The sequence below is a fragment of the Bosea beijingensis genome (genome assembly GCF_030758975.1).
Taxonomy (GTDB): domain Bacteria; phylum Pseudomonadota; class Alphaproteobacteria; order Rhizobiales; family Beijerinckiaceae; genus Allobosea; species Allobosea beijingensis.
Map to the genome: position 1 here is coordinate 71671 of NZ_CP132359.1, position 15096 is coordinate 86766.

Consider the following 15096-nt stretch of genomic DNA (forward strand, 5'->3'; position numbering starts at 1 on the left):
GCCATTCTCGGCGACGGCCGCGATCAGCACGATCGGACGCTTTTCCATGGCTCAGCCCTCTGCGCCCAGTCGCGCGAGCGCCTCGCCCTCCAGCCGCTTCACGGTCCACTCGTCCTGCGCCTTGGCGCCGAGTGCCCGATAGAAAACGCGCGACGGCTCGTTCCAGTTCAGCACCCACCAGGCGAGGCGCGGCAGTCCCTCCGCGACACAGCGCCGCGCGAGGCCTGCGATCAGCGCCTTGCCGATGCCGCGCCCGCGCTGGTCCGGCCGCACGAACAGGTCTTCCAGCCAGATGCCGTGCCGGCCCGAGAAGGTCGAATAAGTGTAGAACCACACGGCGAAGCCGACCGGCTCGCCGTCCCATTCGGCGATGTCGCAAAACGCCTTCGGATTCTCCCCGAACAACGCCTCGGCGATATCCGCCTCGGTCGCGACGACCTCGTGCAGCAGCTTCTCGTATTCGGCGAGCTCACGGATGAAGCCGAGCACGAGCCCGGCCTCGCCCGGGCGGGCGGAGCGGATGGAAAGGGTCATACTGCGATCGGAGCCTTGATGCCGGGATGCGGGTCGTAATCAGTGATCGTGACGTCGGCGAACTGGAAATCCTCAAGCCGCGTCACCGTCGGGTTCAGCGTCAGCTTCGGCAGCGCGCGTGGCTCGCGCGAGAGCTGCAGCCGTGCCTGCTCGAGATGGTTCACATAAAGGTGCGTATCGCCGAAGGAATGCACGAAATCGCCGACGCCAAGCCCCGTCACCTGCGCCACCATATGGGTCAGCAGCGCATAGCTCGCGATATTGAAGGGCACGCCAAGGAAGACGTCGGCCGAGCGCTGGTAGAGCTGGCAGGAGAGCTTGCCGTTCGCGACGAAGAACTGGAACAGGCAGTGGCAGGGCGCCAGCGCCATCTTCGGGATGTCGGCCGGGTTCCAGGCCGAGACGATCAGCCGGCGCGAATCCGGATTGCGCCTGATCTCGTTCACCAGCCAGGCGATCTGGTCGATCACCTGCCCGTCCGGCGCCGCCCAGGAGCGCCATTGCCTGCCATAGACCGGACCGAGATCGCCGTTCGCATCGGCCCATTCGTCCCAGATCGTGACGCCGCTCTCCTGGAGATAGCGCACATTGGTGTCGCCGCGCAGGAACCAGATCAACTCGTGGATGATCGATTTCAGGTGCAGCTTCTTGGTCGTGACCAGCGGAAAGCCTTCCGACAGGTCGAAGCGCATCTGGTGGCCGAAGACGGCGAGCGTGCCCGTCCCGGTGCGGTCGTCCTTGCGGACGCCCTCGGTCAGGACGCGTTGGAGCAGGTCGTGATACTGGCGCATGGCGACTCTCTGGAAGGCGCGCGACTATAGCCGCTCGAAGCCCGCTTGGCCCCGTCCGGCCGGCAGACATCCCCAGCGTTTGCGGCAGACCCTGCCAAGCTGTGGCGGGAGCCTTGCCGCTTCACGCAAACGCGACGAACCGTGAGAGCGTTTCTCCGCAAACCCGCCCCAATCGGCGCCGCTCATCGCGCGCTTGATTCGTGGGGATAGTCGATATGCCGACCCTGAACGCACCCGGCCGCCTGCTGGCTGCACTTGCTCTCAACGCCCTCGTCGCGCTGTCGGCGCATGGTGAGGAGACCTATGCCAATGCGACGATCTCGGAGCGGCAGGCCCGCGACATCGCCTGGAGCGCCGGCCTCGTCCATGTCGAGGAGATCATCCGCTCCGACGATCGCTGGGAGGTCGCAGGCCGCACCGCCGAGGACGACGAGATGAGCCTCGATATCGACATCCGAAATGGACGCATTCTGAATTGAGGCCCGGAAATCGCAGTCCCTGTCGAAAAAGCGTGAGAACCCTTTCCCAACGCCACGGCCTTCCCTATATTCGCAGGTGCCGCTCGCAAGAACGGCTATGGCGATAAACGGATCTCGAAATAAGCCTTTCGGACCCGGGGGCGGTACCCGGCGCCTCCACCACAGCCCTGCGGCGCGAGCACAGGGACACTCCTGCGGCGCGAGCAGCAGGAACTTGCAGCCGAGCGGTTGCAGGGCTGCGGCGGGGGCGAAATAGGATCGACGAGGGTGTAAAGGTTATCCTTTTGCTCGGCATGGTTCCGCCGTTATCGGGCCAAAGCATAGTTGCCAACGACAACAATGCTCGGGTTGCTGTCGCCGCGTAAGCGGTGCTGGTTCCCAAACCAAAGCCCTTGCGTTTAGCCGCGTAAGGCGGGGCTCGGAGGCGCCTGGCAACAGAAGCCTCCACTTCTTTTTCTGACGGCCTGCCGGCTGTTCCCGCCGGAACGCAACAAGCGGAAACCACGACTCGATGTCCAAGGATGTTCTTCGTTACGATCTCATGGTGCAGGACGCGCTGAAGGGCGTGGTCCGCAAGATCCTGACGGAGGCCGCGCGCGACGGGCTGCCGGGCGAGCACCATTTCTACGTGACTTTCCGCACCCAGGCGCCGGGCGTGCGCCTGTCGCAGCGCCTGCGCGAGAAGCATCCCGACGAGATGACGATCGTCCTGCAGCACCAGTTCTGGGACCTGAGCGTCGGCGAGCATTCCTTCGAGGTCGGCCTGTCCTTCTCCGGCGTGCCGGAGCGGCTGCTCGTGCCTTTCGACGCGATCTCGACCTTCTTCGACCCTTCCGTCCAGTTCGGCCTGAAATTCGAGGCGCAGGACCAGGCCGAAGAGGCCGCCGCCCAGGAAGCGGAGCCTGCCGAGGCCCCGCCCGCGCCGGCCAAGATCGTGCCGGCCGCCCTCCCCGCCACCAAGGGCAAGGCGCCTGCGGCCGAACCCGCCGCAGCAGCATCCGCCAAGGCGGAACCGGCTGCCGAGAGCGATGACAGCCGCGGCAGCGCCGAGGTGGTCAGCCTCGACTCCTTCCGCAAGAAGCCCTGACGACGACGGACGCCATGACCGAGACGCGCACCGAAACCGATTCCTTCGGCCCGATCGCGGTGCCCGCGGATCGATACTGGGGCGCGCAGACGCAGCGCTCCCTCGAGAATTTCCGCATCGGTGGCGAGAGCGAGCGCATGCCGCTGCCGCTCGTCCATGCACTGGTGCTGGTCAAAAAGGCCGCCGCCCATGTCAACGCGAAGCTCGGCCTGCTCGACCAGCGCGTCGCCGGCGCCATCGCCCATGCCGCGGACGAGACGCTCGCCGGCAAGTTCGACGGACATTTCCCGCTGGTGATCTGGCAGACCGGCTCCGGCACCCAGTCGAACATGAACGCCAACGAGGTCCTGGCCAACCGCGCCAATGAACTGCTCGGTGCCGGTCTCGGCGCCAAGAGCCCGGTCCACCCCAACGACCACGTCAACCGCGGCCAGTCCTCGAACGACGCCTTCCCGACGGCGATGCATATCTCCGCCGTGCTGGAGATCACGCACCGCCTGCTGCCGGCGCTGCGCAGCCTCGAAAAGGCGCTGAACGCCAAGGCCGAGGCCTTCAAGCACCTCGTCAAGATCGGCCGCACCCATCTTCAGGACGCGACCCCCGTCACGCTCGGCCAGGAATTCTCGGGCTACGCGATGCAGCTCCATCTCGGCATCGGCCGGATCGAGGCGGCGCTCGGCGGGCTCTATGCGCTGGCACAGGGCGGCACCGCCGTCGGTACCGGCCTCAATACCCATCCCGACTTCGCCGCCTTGTTCGCCAAGGAGATCGCGACGCTGACCGGCCTGCCATTCCGCAGCGCCGACAACAAGTTCGAGGCACTGGCGAGCCATGGCGCGCTCGCCGCCGCCCATGGTGCGCTCGCCGCGCTCGCCTCCGACCTCTTCAAGATCGCCAACGACATCCGCCTGATGGGCTCCGGTCCGCGCTCGGGGCTGGGTGAGATCAGCCTGCCGGAGAACGAGCCCGGCTCCTCGATCATGCCGGGCAAGGTCAATCCGACCCAGGCCGAGGCACTGACCATGGTCGCGACCCAGGTCCATGGCAACCAGGCGACGATCGGCTTCGCGGCCAGCCAAGGCCATTTCGAGCTCAACGTCTTCAAGCCGGTGATTGCCGCCGCCTTCCTGCAGTCCGTCCGGCTGCTGGCCGACGCCGCCGAGAGCTTCCGCGTCAACTGCGTCGAGGGTATCGAGGCCAACGAGGCGCAGCTCAAAGACTTGCTCTCGCGCTCGCTGATGCTGGTGACGGCACTGGCGCCCGCGATCGGCTACGACAAGGCCGCCAGCATCGCCAAGGCTGCCCACCACAATGGCACGACGCTCCGCGAGGAAGCGCTCAAGGCCGGCGTCGAGGCCGAGCTCTTCGACAAGACGGTGAAGCCCGAGCTCATGCTCGGCCCGCACTGACGCGAGGTTCGCCCGGTGGCCGAGATCATCAACCTCCGCCAGGTCCGCAAGCAGAAGGCGCGCGCGGAGGCTGAGAAGACGGCCGAGCAGAACCGCATTTCCTTCGGCCGGACCAAGGCCGAGCGCAAGCTGACCGGGGCCGAGCGCGACAAGGCCGCCCGCCATGTCGACGGGCACAAGCTCGACCGCGACGAGCCGGAGCCGGCATGAAGCCGGAGCGCAAGCGCTCGCTCAGCATCGCCGGCCACCGCACCAGCATCTCGCTGGAAGCGCCCTTCTGGGAGGCGCTGAGGGAGATCGCGGCAAGCGAAGATCGCCCGATCGCAGCCCTCGTCGCCGAGGTCGATTCCGGGCGCGGCGAACTCAACCTCTCCTCCGCCCTGCGGCTCCATGCGCTGGCGCATTATCGGAAATTGGCGGGCAGCCTTTAGGGCTGCACAGGCAATGGCGGGGTCACCGAGCCGGAAGCCCTTGTCATTCCGGGGCTTCGCGCAGCGAAGAACACGGAATCCACGACTGGGCGAGCGGTCTGCAATCAGACGTCGAATGTCTCACCCGGCCGTGGGTTCCGGGTTCGCACCTGTGGCGCGCCCCGGAATGACAAAGGTCCGTGAGTGAAGGCAGCGCAAGCGACGACAACACCGCGAACAAAATCACGCCTATTCAATAGCTTGCAGCAAATCCCGGAATCAAATCGCGAAACACTTGAATCAAGCTCTCAACGCAACGGCGCGCCACGAGGCTGCGGCGGTGCGATGCCGCCGCTTGGCGCCTGCACGGCCCCTTCCGGCGAGCTGCTGAGTGGCGCTCCCGGCAAAACCAGCGGGCCGGACTGTGGTTGAAGCTGTGGCGGCGTGGACTGCGCTGCGGCCCGTTCGGCAGCCGCCGCTCGCTCGGCCGCAGCGCGGGCACGCTCCTCGGCCTCTGCCCGTCGGCGCGCTTCCAGCTCGGCTCGTGCCTGCTCGATGCGCCGCAATTCCTCGGCACGCTTCTCCTCTGCCTGCCGACGCTGCTCCTCGATGCGCCGAGCTTCTTCCTGACGCTTCTCCTCGGCGATACGCGCCTCTTCCTGTGCCTTCAGGAATTCGTTGAGCTTGCGCTCGTTCTCGCGCGTCTCGCGCTCGGCCCGCAGGCGCCGCGCATGCATCGCGCGCTCGCGCGCATCGGCCTCGAAGGCCTCGACCCGCTCGATCTCGCGCGCCAGCGCCCGCGCCGCGACTGTATTCGACAAGGCGCTGACATCGCTCTCGCGCCGAAGATTCGACAACGGCCCACGCCAGGCGATGCCGATCTGCGGCGCATCGCCCGGCCAGCCCTTGGGCAGGCTGCCCAGCGGCCTCAGGCCGAGCCTTAGATCGGCGGTCAGCGCACGCAGGTCGAGGATGCCGCTCGCCTCGGCGCGCAGGCCGTTGCGCTCGAAGGCGAAGGGCTGGAGCCGGATCAACCCGCCGGCCAGCGTGAAAGGCAGCGTGACGTCACCGAGCGCCCAGGCACCCCGATCGAGCGCCTCGCTGAGACGATCCTGCAGCCGCGAAGCGTCGCTCTCGGACGCATCCTCGCCGGTCCCGGCGATGATCCGCGCATAGGCGTTGGGATCGAAGCGGGCGAGGCGCGTCGCCGTGAATGCGAGGCTGCCGGCCCCGCTCAGGCCCGCCACCAGCCGCGCCGGCGTCTCGCCCGAGCCGCCGAACTCGACCTGCCCCGAGGCCTTGCCGCCGACGGCCCCTTTGGTGAACTCGCCGAGATCGACCGCCATCAGGCTGAGCCGCCCGTTGAGCTGCGCGAGCCCGCCATCGCGCCGCAGACCGAGCCGCCCGGCGACCTGCCCGCCGCCATAGCTGCCGCGGATATCGTCGATCCGGAGCCCGTCCTGATCCGAGCGCAGCGTGAAACTCGCATTACGGATCGCCCCGCCGTCGAAGGCGAGCAGCGTCCCGGTCTCCACCGCGATATCGAAATCGGGGAAGCCAGCGACGCGCCCGAAGCGCCCGGTCGACCAGAGCGCGTTCGGCGTCGCCGCCGCCTGCCCCAACGCCGCGTTCATCAGCGGGCGCAGGTCGGCCGCCGGCATCGCGATGCGACCGGAGGAGCGCCCCTCGCGCGGCAGCAGCAGCGAACCATTCACCGCCATGCCGCCGAGATGAGCCGTGATCTCATCGAGCCGGATCGCCTCCTCGACGAGGCCAAGCCGCGCAGACGCGTCGATCACACCGTCCGGAAGCAGGCGTGCCGGGCCTTCGGCGAGAACCTGCCCCGGTCCGTCCGCCTGCAGGGTCAATCGGAGCCCCTGCCGGCCACTCTCGGCGACGATCGAGAGCCCCTGCCCGGCCAGCGAACCCGTCGCCTTGCCCTGGTCCAGCTCCAAATTGAACCGGCCCGGCCCACCCTGCTGCGGCAATGGCAAGCCGAGGGCCGCGAAAGCCTGCCGCCGGTCGTTGAGCTCGAAGCCCAGCGCCGCCCGGTTCCAGTTACCGGCCCGGTCGAGCCGGCCGTCGAGCTTGAGCCGGCCCGCCGCAGCCGTGCCTTCGGCCGACAGGCTGGTGTCGCCCGAGGCCGCGCGCGTCAGCCGGAAGCCGGTATCGAGCCGCGCCAGCCCCTCGCCGACGCGCTGGAGCGCCTGGATCGCGGTCTCCGGCAGCAGCGGCCCGGCCAGAGCCGTCAGCGTCTCGAAGCGCGGCGCCCTCACCCGGCCGGAAATCTCGCCGCCCTCCGCCAGCAATGCGCCAGCGCCGGTGACGGCGACGCCGCCGAAGCCATCGACCGACAGCCGGCTCAGCCGCCAGACGTCGCCCTCGCGCCGGAGATCGAGATTGGCCGAGCCCGGCGGCGCGTTGCGGAAGCGCAGGTTGGTCAGCGCGAGATCCAGTGCCACGTCGCGCTGCCGGAGCAGGCCGGAGAGGCTGTTGCCGGGCGGCAGCGTATCGAGCGAGAGCCCGTTCAGCGCCGCCTTCGCGGCGATGCGGTTCGGCGCGATCTCGCCGGAAGCGTCGAGGCGCAGGCCCGACGACCCCGCGACCAGCAGGCGCTGGAAGCGCCCGCCGCTGCCCGTCCAGGCGCCGACGATATCGGCATCTATCCGCCCGAGCCGCGCGATGAAATCGGCCAGCGCCGGATCGAGCCCGGCCCGCGACAGCACCAGCCCGACGCGCCTCGCATCCTCGGCCTTGAGATTGAGACGGCCCGAGGCCCCGTTACCATCGAGATTGCCGCTGGCGCCGATCAGCGCACCCGCCACGCGCACGGAAGCCGAAGCATCGCTCAAGCCTCCGTCATGCAGATGCCCGCGCAGGGCGAGGTTCGCGAAGTCCTCCCCACGCCAGATTAACTGGTCGAGATCGAGGCTGACATCGAAGGAGCCGGGCAGGCCCTGCAAGGCGCGCTCGAAACCCTGCCTTTCGGCCAGCGCCGTCGTCAGCGCGTCGGCGTCGAGCCGCCGCGCCCGCAGGGCCAGCGAGCCCTTGCCGGTACCGGGAAGATACTGCCCTTCGCCCTCAAGCCGCGCGGCGCCGCCGGCGAGATCGAGCGTGAGCCCGGAGAGATCGAGCTGGCGGCTGCCACCCTTGACCCGCCCGGCCACCGCAACGGCACCGCCCGGCGAGAGATTGAAGGCGCCATCGAGTTCGGCACCGAAGCCCTCGGCGCTCTTCGGGAAGACCAGCGCCCCGTCGAAGCCGAGCTGAATATCCTCGCCGGTGAGATAGGCCTTCGTCCTGAGCCGGCCGTCATCCTCGATCTCGCCTGTGGTGACACGCAGCGATGCGCCGGCGACCTCGCCCTCGAAGCGCCACGGACCGGCAAGGCTTACCGCCGACATCTCGGCCGCGATCGGCGACAGGACGACCGCCGGCTTGCCCGCCTCGCGCCAGATCAGGGTCGAACGGCTGATCGTCAGACGATCGAGGCTCGCTCCGGCCGGGATGCCCGTGCCGCTCCGCTCGGGCAGGCGGATGGCACCCGACTCGTCGAGCGAGAGCGAGAGCGCCGCGCCGTCTAGCCGCGCTTCGGAGAAGCGGAACTCGCCGCGCGCGAGCGCCGCCAGCGCCAGTTCCACGGTCGCTTGCTCGGCGCTGGCGGAACTCGCCGTGCCGTCGCCGGGGCCGATCCTGACATCCTCCAGCGCGATGCGCGGCGAGGGCAGCAGCCTCAGGCCGATGGCACCGCCGACACGCGTCTCGACGCCGAGCGCCTCGCTCAATCGGGTCTCGATCTGCGGGCGATAGGCGCGCCAGTCGACGAAGCCGGGGCCGATCAGGGCCGCCAGCAGCGCCAGCACCAGCAGGCCGGCCAGAACTGTCAGACTCTCACGCAAATTCCGCTGCCTGCCCCTGTCGCTCGTGGTGGAACAGCGCCGACTTCGGTCGTCATTGCGAGCGCAGCGAAGCAATCCGGGAGCGACAGAACTCTACGTCCCCTCGATTGCTTCGTCGCTTTGCTCCTCGCAATGACGGCTCGTGCCGACACCTGCCCATCCTGCCCGCAAGTCGCGGCAAGATCACGACATTTCGGCGAAGGAAACCAAAGGCGCAAGCCGCAACGGCGTCACAGGGCGACGATTTTTCCGGGATTGAGGATGTTGCGCGGGTCGAGCGCGCGTTTCAGCACGCGCATCACCGCGAGCGCCTCGGCCCCATGCTCCTGCTCCAGATATTTCATCTTCTTCTGGCCGACACCGTGCTCGCCCGTGCAGGTGCCCCCCATCGCCAGCGCCCGCTTCACCAGCCGGTCGATGAAGGCCTGCGCGCGCTCGACCTCCGCAGCATCCGCCAAATCGACCAGCGGCTGCGTGTGGAAATTGCCGTCGCCGACATGGCCCGCGATCGGCGCGACCAGGCCGGAGGCCTCGATGTCGCGCTTGGTTTCCTCGACGCATTCGGCCAGGCGCGAGATCGGCACGCAGACATCGGTCGCGACCGATTCGAAGCCGGGGCGCAGCGCCTTGGCCGCCCAATAGGCGTCATGGCGCGCCTGCCAGAGCTTGGAGCGGTCCTCGGCCTTGGTCGCCCATTCGAACGGACCGCCGCCGAACTCGGCCGCGATCTCGCCGAAGCGCTCGGACTGCTCCTTCACGCCGGCTTCCGTGCCGTGGAATTCGACGAAGAGCATCGTCGTCTCGGCTAAGCCGAGCTTGGCATGCAGGTTGACGCCGCGGATCATCACGTCGTCGAGCAGTTCGATGCGTGCGACCGGCAGGCCGGACTGGATCGTGATGATGGTCGCATCGCAGGCGGCCTTCACCGAGGGGAACGGGCAGACTCCGGCGGCGATCGCCTCCGGGATGCCGTGCAGCTTCAGCGTCACCTCGGTGATGATGCCGAGCGTGCCTTCCGAGCCGACGAGCAAGCGGGTGAGGTCGTATCCGGCCGAGGTCTTGCGGGCGCGCGTCGAGGTCTTGACGATCGAACCGTCGGCCATCACCGCGGTCAGCGCCAGGACATTGTCTTTCATCGTCCCATAGCGGACGGCGTTGGTGCCCGAAGCGCGCGTCGCGGCCATGCCGCCGAGCGAGGCGTCGGCGCCGGGATCGATCGGGAACATCAGACCCTGGTCGCGCAGATGCTCGTTGAGCTCCTTGCGGGTGACGCCGGCCTCGACGACGACATCGAGATCCTCGGCATGGACCGCGATGATCCGCTTCATCTGGGACATGTCGATGCAGACGCCGCCGAAGGTCGCGTTAACATGGCCCTCCAGCGAAGTGCCTGTGCCGAAAGCGATAACCGGCACGCCATGGCCGGCGCAGAGCTTCACGATCTCCGAGACTTCGCCCGTGTTCTGCGGGAACACCACTGCATCCGGCGGCTGGTTCGGGATCCAGGTCAGCGTATGGCCGTGCTGCTGGCGCACCGCCAGGCTGGTGACCAGCCGGTTGCCGAAGCTTGCGGCCAGCGCCTGCGTCACCGCGGCAATCGCCTCCGGCGAGGGCGGCAGCACTGCGGCGGAGGCAGGGCTGGCATGAGGGGCGGTGCTGGGCAGGCTCATTGTCAACATCCGGTTCTGGCGCTTAGACTTGGAACAGATCGGTTTCGCAATTGGTTACGCTTCGACATGGTCCTGCCATACTGGCCGGCCCAAGATGCTGACGCCGCTTGCGAGCGATGCATACTAGATCATGCGACGGTCGAATGGGCAGCGGCAATAATGCCGCCTGCCCTTGAACGAGGCGCCTGTCAGGGAGGCGAACATGAAACACGATACGCGCGCCCCGGCGCTGTTCTTCGCACCCTTCGTCTCGTCGGCGATGCGGGTCGAGCCGCAGTGGATCGACTATAACGGTCATCTCAACATGGCCTATTACCATGTGCTGTTCGACCGCGCGGTCGACGAGGTCTTCTCGCTGGTCGGCCTTACCCGCGACTATGTCGAGACCCGCCATGCCTCCACTTTCACGGCGGAGTGCCACATCCTCTACAAGCGCGAGTTGACCGAGGGCGATCTCGTCCGCGTCACCGCGCAGCTCATCGCCTTCGACGACAAGCGCCTGCATTATTACCTGGAGATGCGGCACGCCAACGAGGGCTGGCTGGCGGCGACCAGCGAGAACCTGTCGCTGCATGTCGACATGGTCCATCGCAAGGTCACGCCCTTCCCGGCCGATATCCTCGCCAACATCGCCTTGATGAAGGCGGCCCACAGCATGATGCCGTTGCCAGCCACGATCGGCCGCATCATCGGCATGCCCAAGAAATCCGCCATCCGGGTCGACGAGACCACCGAGGAGCGCGAGACCGAGACGGCAACCGAAACCCGGCACTGAACCGGTTCGACACTTCGGAAACGTCAGCCCTCATCCCGAGGAGACGCGCCTGCGGCGCTCCTCAGTATGAAGGTTGCGTATCTGAGTTCCTCAGGGATCGCCGTCGGGAATCTTCAGCTTGTGTCCGCAGGCCTTGCAATAGACCGCATCCGGCTCGTGCCGCTGCAAAGCGCATTCGGGACAGGGGAACAGCACCTTGTTCGGGCGGAACAGCGCCTGCGCCAGCCGCACGAACAGCGTGATCCCGACGATCATCACCACGATAGAGGTCAGCTTGCCGGCAACGCCGGGCAGCGTCACGTCGCCGAAGCCGGTCGTGGTCACCGTCGCGACCGTAAAATAGAGCGCCTGGACATAGCTCTCCAGCCCGCCCTCGTGCCGGAAGAAGAAGGTGTAGACGAAGCCGGTCACCACGAAGAGGAAGGTTGCGATGTTGCTCAGCGCCCGGACCACGGTTTCCCATTCGCGGAAGCGGGTTTCACGGAACTGCGCCCAGACGATGCCCTTATGCGAGAGCGACCACAGCCTGAGGATGCGCAGGAAGCCGAAATTCTCCAGCCATTGCGGCATGAGCAGCGTGAGCAGGATGAAGAGATCGAGCAGCATGGTCGGCTGGCGCAGCAACCTGAGCATGTTGGTCGAGGCGAGCAGCCGCGCGCCGATCTCGGCGATCATGATCACAGCGACGGAATAGTCGATCCAGAGGAAGGCTGATTTCTCGCGCAGCAGCGGCGTCAGGATGAAGAAGGCGATGATCAGGAAATCGACGACCGTCGTCACCGCCTGGAAGCGCAGGGCCGCAGGCGAGCGGCCATGATAGAGCTGGCGCAGCCGGTCGCGCAGGGCTTCGAAGCGACTCTGGTCGGGCGGGGCGTCGGCAGCATCCATTGCTGGCAGCATAGGCGCTATCGCATCGGCCCGAAAAGTGTGGCGCGGTTCTCGGATGAGGCCGATGCGAGGATAAGAGCTTGACCTGCCGCTATGCTGCGTCCCGGCGCTGCGTCGCCACGGCATGGACCGCATAGCCGCGATAGGGCCCGCTGACCCGGCAGTCGGCACCTGCGGCTTCGGCCATGGCACGCGCGACAGCGGGTAGATCTTCGCGCGGCGTGACATGGAACAGCGCGAGCCAGCGCAGCAGCACCGCCTTGAACGGCGCCGGCAAACCCGCCTGATCGCCGAAATCGACGATATGCAGCGAGCCGCCAGGATTCAGCCGACGCAGCGCCTCGGCCACCACACCCTGCCAGGGCGGGATCATCGACAGCGCGTAGGAGATCACGATCCGGTCGAAACCAGCACGGCCGAACAGCGCCTGCGGGTCGAAGCCGGTCGCATCCGCTTGCGCGAGCCTGATCCGCTGCTCCAGACCCGCCTTTGCGACCGAGCCTTGCGCCGTCTCCAGCATCGCGCTGGACACATCGAGCCCGTAGCAGGCGCAATCCGGATAGCGCCTGGCGATCCGGATCAGGTTGCGCCCGGTCCCGCAGCCGATCTCCAGCACGCTTCCGCCCATCGGCGACTGCAAGCCATCGATGAGCTGGTCGCGGCCGAGCAGGTAGAACTTCCGGCTGGCGTCGTAGATATGGCGCTGGTGGCGGTAGATCCGGTCCATCAGCCCGGCGGCGGAATCCGCAGGCGCCTCTGCCGCGCTCATCGTGCGGTCTCCCTCAGCACATAGAGGTGAAAGCCGCCATAGATCGCCGAACGATCCTGCCGGCAGAGCTCGCGGCTCTTCTCCTCCTCGTAATGCCACTGGTCGAGGATGGCGGCTGGCACCCGGCCCGGCAGCAGACGCTCGTCGGCCGCCGTGCGGAAGATCACCCGCGCTCCCGGCCGGGCCGTGCGCGTGATCTGCGACCACAAAGCCGTGAGATCGGCATCGTTCATCCAGTCCTGCGCATCGAGCAGGACATAGGCATCGCAGCTCTCGGCCGGCTGGTCCTCCAGGAAGGCCGTGACCGCGCTCTGGCGATAGGTGACGGCCGGCGCGCGCTCTTTGACCGCCGCGAAATGCTGCGGCTGGAGATAGGGCGGGAAAGCCGCATCCGGTCCGTCGCCATAGCGCCGCCCAAAGGCCTGCTGGGCGAAGTAATTGTCCTTGAGATCGAAGTCGCAGGCCAGACGCTCCAGCCGAAGCTTCAGCGCGCCCAGGATGCCGTCCTCGCCATCGGCGGCCAGCGCCTTGTACTGCGCCGGCGGAATGCCGAGCCCATAGAGCGAGGCCGGCTGGCGCACAAGCCAGCGCACCAGCTTGCGTTCGAAAACCGGCGCGAGATGCTTGCCGTAAAGCACGCGCTGCTCGGCCAGGTCGCGCGCCGCCAGCATTGCCCTGGGATTGCCGCCGAGCAGCCGCGCCAGCACATGCCCGGTCCCGATGAAGCGCCCGAGCAGGCCATAGCGATGAAAGCCTTTGGCGAAGAGGCTGATCCGGCGCCGCCCGTTCAGCCCTCGCCCCTCCCAGTATCCCCGCGAGACGGCATCGAGATGATCAGCGATCTCGCGATCATAGAGCGCGACATTGTCGCTTTCATTGGCCCGGCCGAAGAAGCGCAGGAAATCCTCCTGGCTGTCCATCCGCGCCAGCGCCGCGAGCTTGAGCTTGCCGAGCGCGATATGGGTGGCGTTGAGATCGACCGCGCTGACCCGGATCGGCGCCGCCGTCAGATAGGACAGGATGTTGCAGGAGCCGGACGCGATCGCGACGACATGGTCATCGGCCTTGAGCTCAAGCGCCGCCATGTCGACGACCGGGTCCTCCCAGATCTGCGGATAGACCAATCCCGAGAAGGCGCGGGCGAACAGCCATTCCAGCATGCCGGCCTTGGACAGTGTCTTGCTGCGCCTGACGGCCTGACCAAGACCGGAGCTCGTCATGCGGCGGGCCGCGCGCGCCGTTTGCGTCGCCTGTTGCGTCACCGGTTTTCCTCCCTTTGCGGGTGGCCGGGCTGCTAGAGGAGTCGCGTGACGGTCCGGTGACGGCCGGCACGGCTTCGTGAAAGCGGGAGCGTCGGTTGGGGCTGAAATCCGGCTCGCAAAACCCCATATTGACGTCACGAAAGCCGACGAGGCGCTCCCGCCAGGAAGGAGATCGCAATGGGTCTGATGAGCATGTTCGGAGCCGAGAAGAAGCAGGAGGAGAACTTTCCCTTCCAGCTCACGGACGCCGAATGGCGCGCGCGCCTGACACCCGAGCAGTACCGCATCCTGCGTGGCCATGGCACCGAGCGGGCCGGCTCCTGCGCGCTCAACTACGAGAAGCGCGCCGGCACCTTCTCCTGCGCCGGCTGCGGACAGAAGCTGTTCAGGTCAGGCGAGAAATTCGAGAGCGGCACCGGCTGGCCGAGCTTCGACCAGCCGCTCGAGGACGCCGTCGGCACCACCGAGGATCGCAGCTACGGCATGCTCCGCGTCGAAGTCCATTGCGCCAATTGCGGCGGCCATCTCGGCCATGTCTTCCCCGACGGCCCGCCGCCAACCGGCCTGCGCTATTGCATCAACGGCGAGGCGATGAATTTCGAGCCGGAAGCAGCCTGATAGCGCCGTCATGCTCGGGCTTGACCCGAGCATCTCCAGACGGAAAAGTGATGAGGAGATGCCCGGGTCAAGCCCGGGCATGACGTTTCAGTGAGCGGGCATCGCCGTCGCGCCAGCGCTGCCGCATCGACGCCCAGTGGCAGATCGCCGAATTGCCCGGACCAGCCGCCATCCAGCCGCTCGGTCAATCGCCGCGCCTGTCCTTCGTTGCGCATCATCTTCGGGAGAGCCGACCGTCCGCCCCGCCTCGTGCAGCCGCTCGCGCGCCCAATCGGCGCCGAAGGCCGCGACGATCCCCGGCAGCACCGGATCGGCAGCGAAGGCATCGTAATCGGCCAGCACCGGCACCTGGTTGCTGACCTCCCAGCCTCCCACTCCGCCCTGCCCGGTCATTGCTGCCACCTCCCTGTGGAACGGGATATAAAATGATCGCTCCGGCAGGGCGCAATCCTGACAGCGACACCCTATATTCGCTAGAGAACGAATCACGCACGAGCAGCGCACA

15 protein-coding genes and 1 other RNA gene are annotated in these 15096 nt (G+C 67.3%); 8 read left to right on the top strand and 8 right to left on the bottom strand.

The annotated features are described in order from the left end of the window. Positions 1-51 precede the first annotated feature (51 nt). A complete protein-coding gene (locus tag Q9235_RS00355) occupies positions 52-534 on the bottom strand; it encodes a GNAT family N-acetyltransferase (RefSeq protein WP_306224787.1) in 483 nt (160 codons plus the stop codon). Next, on the bottom strand, positions 531-1325 hold the full coding sequence (locus Q9235_RS00360) for a thymidylate synthase (protein WP_306224788.1): 795 nt from the start codon (positions 1323-1325) through the stop codon (positions 531-533). The genes Q9235_RS00355 and Q9235_RS00360 overlap by 4 nt, the downstream gene beginning before the upstream one ends. A 215-nt stretch (positions 1326-1540) precedes the next feature. Here Q9235_RS00360 and Q9235_RS00365 point away from each other — a divergent pair, with 215 nt between their 5' ends. The 6 genes from Q9235_RS00365 (at position 1541) to Q9235_RS00390 (ending at position 4731) form a co-directional block, all read left to right on the top strand. Beyond that, complete coding sequence (locus Q9235_RS00365) at positions 1541-1804, top strand: hypothetical protein (protein WP_306224789.1); 264 nt, start codon at positions 1541-1543, stop codon at positions 1802-1804. 38 nt (positions 1805-1842) lie between these two features. Beyond that, positions 1843-2253, top strand: a transfer-messenger RNA (tmRNA) gene (ssrA, locus tag Q9235_RS00370). A gap of 62 nt (positions 2254-2315) precedes the next feature. Then, entirely contained in the window at positions 2316-2891 is a 576-nt protein-coding gene (locus Q9235_RS00375; protein WP_306224790.1) for an SspB family protein, read from the top strand. A 14-nt stretch (positions 2892-2905) separates the two neighbouring features. Next, positions 2906-4300, top strand: coding sequence for a class II fumarate hydratase (gene fumC, locus Q9235_RS00380; protein WP_306224791.1), 1395 nt, complete (start codon positions 2906-2908; stop codon positions 4298-4300). Positions 4301-4315: 15 nt separating this feature from the next. Further along, on the top strand, positions 4316-4510 hold the full coding sequence (locus Q9235_RS00385) for a DUF4169 family protein (protein ID WP_306224792.1): 195 nt from the start codon (positions 4316-4318) through the stop codon (positions 4508-4510). After that, positions 4507-4731, top strand: coding sequence for a ribbon-helix-helix domain-containing protein (locus tag Q9235_RS00390; protein WP_306224793.1), 225 nt, complete (start codon positions 4507-4509; stop codon positions 4729-4731). Before Q9235_RS00385 ends, Q9235_RS00390 begins: the two co-directional genes overlap by 4 nt. Before the next feature lie 287 nt (positions 4732-5018). On the opposite strand, the gene Q9235_RS00395 is transcribed toward Q9235_RS00390, so the two are convergent. Next, a complete protein-coding gene (locus Q9235_RS00395) occupies positions 5019-8609 on the bottom strand; it encodes an AsmA family protein (protein ID WP_306224794.1) in 3591 nt (1196 codons plus the stop codon). 230 nt (positions 8610-8839) lie between these two features. Further along, complete coding sequence (locus Q9235_RS00400; protein WP_306224795.1) at positions 8840-10279, bottom strand: FAD-binding oxidoreductase; 1440 nt, start codon at positions 10277-10279, stop codon at positions 8840-8842. A 202-nt stretch (positions 10280-10481) separates the two neighbouring features. On the opposite strand from Q9235_RS00400, the gene Q9235_RS00405 reads away from it, so the two are divergent. Next, positions 10482-11054 (top strand): thioesterase family protein, encoded by a 573-nt coding sequence (locus Q9235_RS00405; RefSeq protein WP_306224796.1) that lies wholly within the window; start codon positions 10482-10484, stop codon positions 11052-11054. A 90-nt stretch (positions 11055-11144) separates the two neighbouring features. Here the strand turns inward: Q9235_RS00405 and Q9235_RS00410 are convergent, their stop codons facing one another. From Q9235_RS00410 to Q9235_RS00420, 3 genes are all read right to left on the bottom strand, one after another. Continuing rightward, a complete protein-coding gene (locus Q9235_RS00410) occupies positions 11145-11942 on the bottom strand; it encodes a potassium channel family protein (protein WP_306228055.1) in 798 nt (265 codons plus the stop codon). A gap of 91 nt (positions 11943-12033) precedes the next feature. After that, positions 12034-12711, bottom strand: coding sequence for a class I SAM-dependent methyltransferase (locus Q9235_RS00415; protein ID WP_306224797.1), 678 nt, complete (start codon positions 12709-12711; stop codon positions 12034-12036). Further along, positions 12708-13931 carry a BtaA family protein gene (locus tag Q9235_RS00420; RefSeq protein ID WP_306224798.1) on the bottom strand — a complete coding sequence of 408 codons (1224 nt, stop codon included), beginning with the start codon at positions 13929-13931 and terminating at the stop codon, positions 12708-12710. The genes Q9235_RS00415 and Q9235_RS00420 overlap by 4 nt, the downstream gene beginning before the upstream one ends. A 228-nt stretch (positions 13932-14159) precedes the next feature. On the opposite strand from Q9235_RS00420, the gene msrB reads away from it, so the two are divergent. Beyond that, positions 14160-14591 (top strand): peptide-methionine (R)-S-oxide reductase MsrB, encoded by a 432-nt coding sequence (gene msrB / locus Q9235_RS00425; RefSeq protein WP_306224799.1) that lies wholly within the window; start codon positions 14160-14162, stop codon positions 14589-14591. An 87-nt stretch (positions 14592-14678) separates the two neighbouring features. Here the strand turns inward: msrB and Q9235_RS00430 are convergent, their stop codons facing one another. Continuing rightward, positions 14679-14984, bottom strand: a complete 306-nt coding sequence (locus tag Q9235_RS00430; RefSeq protein ID WP_306224800.1) for a hypothetical protein — start codon at positions 14982-14984, stop codon at positions 14679-14681. Positions 14985-15096 lie beyond the last annotated feature (112 nt).

What these genes read in the sequence shown, in the direction of transcription:
- Q9235_RS00355 (WP_306224787.1), bottom strand. Translation starts at nt 534, where the DNA reads ATGACCCTTTCCATCCGCTCCGCCCGCCCGGGCGAGGCCGGGCTCGTG.
- Q9235_RS00400 (WP_306224795.1), bottom strand. Translation starts at nt 10,279, where the DNA reads ATGAGCCTGCCCAGCACCGCCCCTCATGCCAGCCCTGCCTCCGCCGCA.
- Q9235_RS00390 (WP_306224793.1), top strand. Translation starts at nt 4,507, where the DNA reads ATGAAGCCGGAGCGCAAGCGCTCGCTCAGCATCGCCGGCCACCGCACC.
- msrB (WP_306224799.1), top strand. Translation starts at nt 14,160, where the DNA reads ATGAGCATGTTCGGAGCCGAGAAGAAGCAGGAGGAGAACTTTCCCTTC.
- Q9235_RS00360 (WP_306224788.1), bottom strand. Translation starts at nt 1,325, where the DNA reads ATGCGCCAGTATCACGACCTGCTCCAACGCGTCCTGACCGAGGGCGTC.
- Q9235_RS00430 (WP_306224800.1), bottom strand. Translation starts at nt 14,984, where the DNA reads ATGACCGGGCAGGGCGGAGTGGGAGGCTGGGAGGTCAGCAACCAGGTG.
- Q9235_RS00365 (WP_306224789.1), top strand. Translation starts at nt 1,541, where the DNA reads ATGCCGACCCTGAACGCACCCGGCCGCCTGCTGGCTGCACTTGCTCTC.
- fumC (WP_306224791.1), top strand. Translation starts at nt 2,906, where the DNA reads ATGACCGAGACGCGCACCGAAACCGATTCCTTCGGCCCGATCGCGGTG.
- Q9235_RS00410 (WP_306228055.1), bottom strand. Translation starts at nt 11,942, where the DNA reads ATGGATGCTGCCGACGCCCCGCCCGACCAGAGTCGCTTCGAAGCCCTG.
- Q9235_RS00420 (WP_306224798.1), bottom strand. Translation starts at nt 13,931, where the DNA reads ATGACGAGCTCCGGTCTTGGTCAGGCCGTCAGGCGCAGCAAGACACTG.
- Q9235_RS00405 (WP_306224796.1), top strand. Translation starts at nt 10,482, where the DNA reads ATGAAACACGATACGCGCGCCCCGGCGCTGTTCTTCGCACCCTTCGTC.
- Q9235_RS00375 (WP_306224790.1), top strand. Translation starts at nt 2,316, where the DNA reads ATGTCCAAGGATGTTCTTCGTTACGATCTCATGGTGCAGGACGCGCTG.
- Q9235_RS00415 (WP_306224797.1), bottom strand. Translation starts at nt 12,711, where the DNA reads ATGAGCGCGGCAGAGGCGCCTGCGGATTCCGCCGCCGGGCTGATGGAC.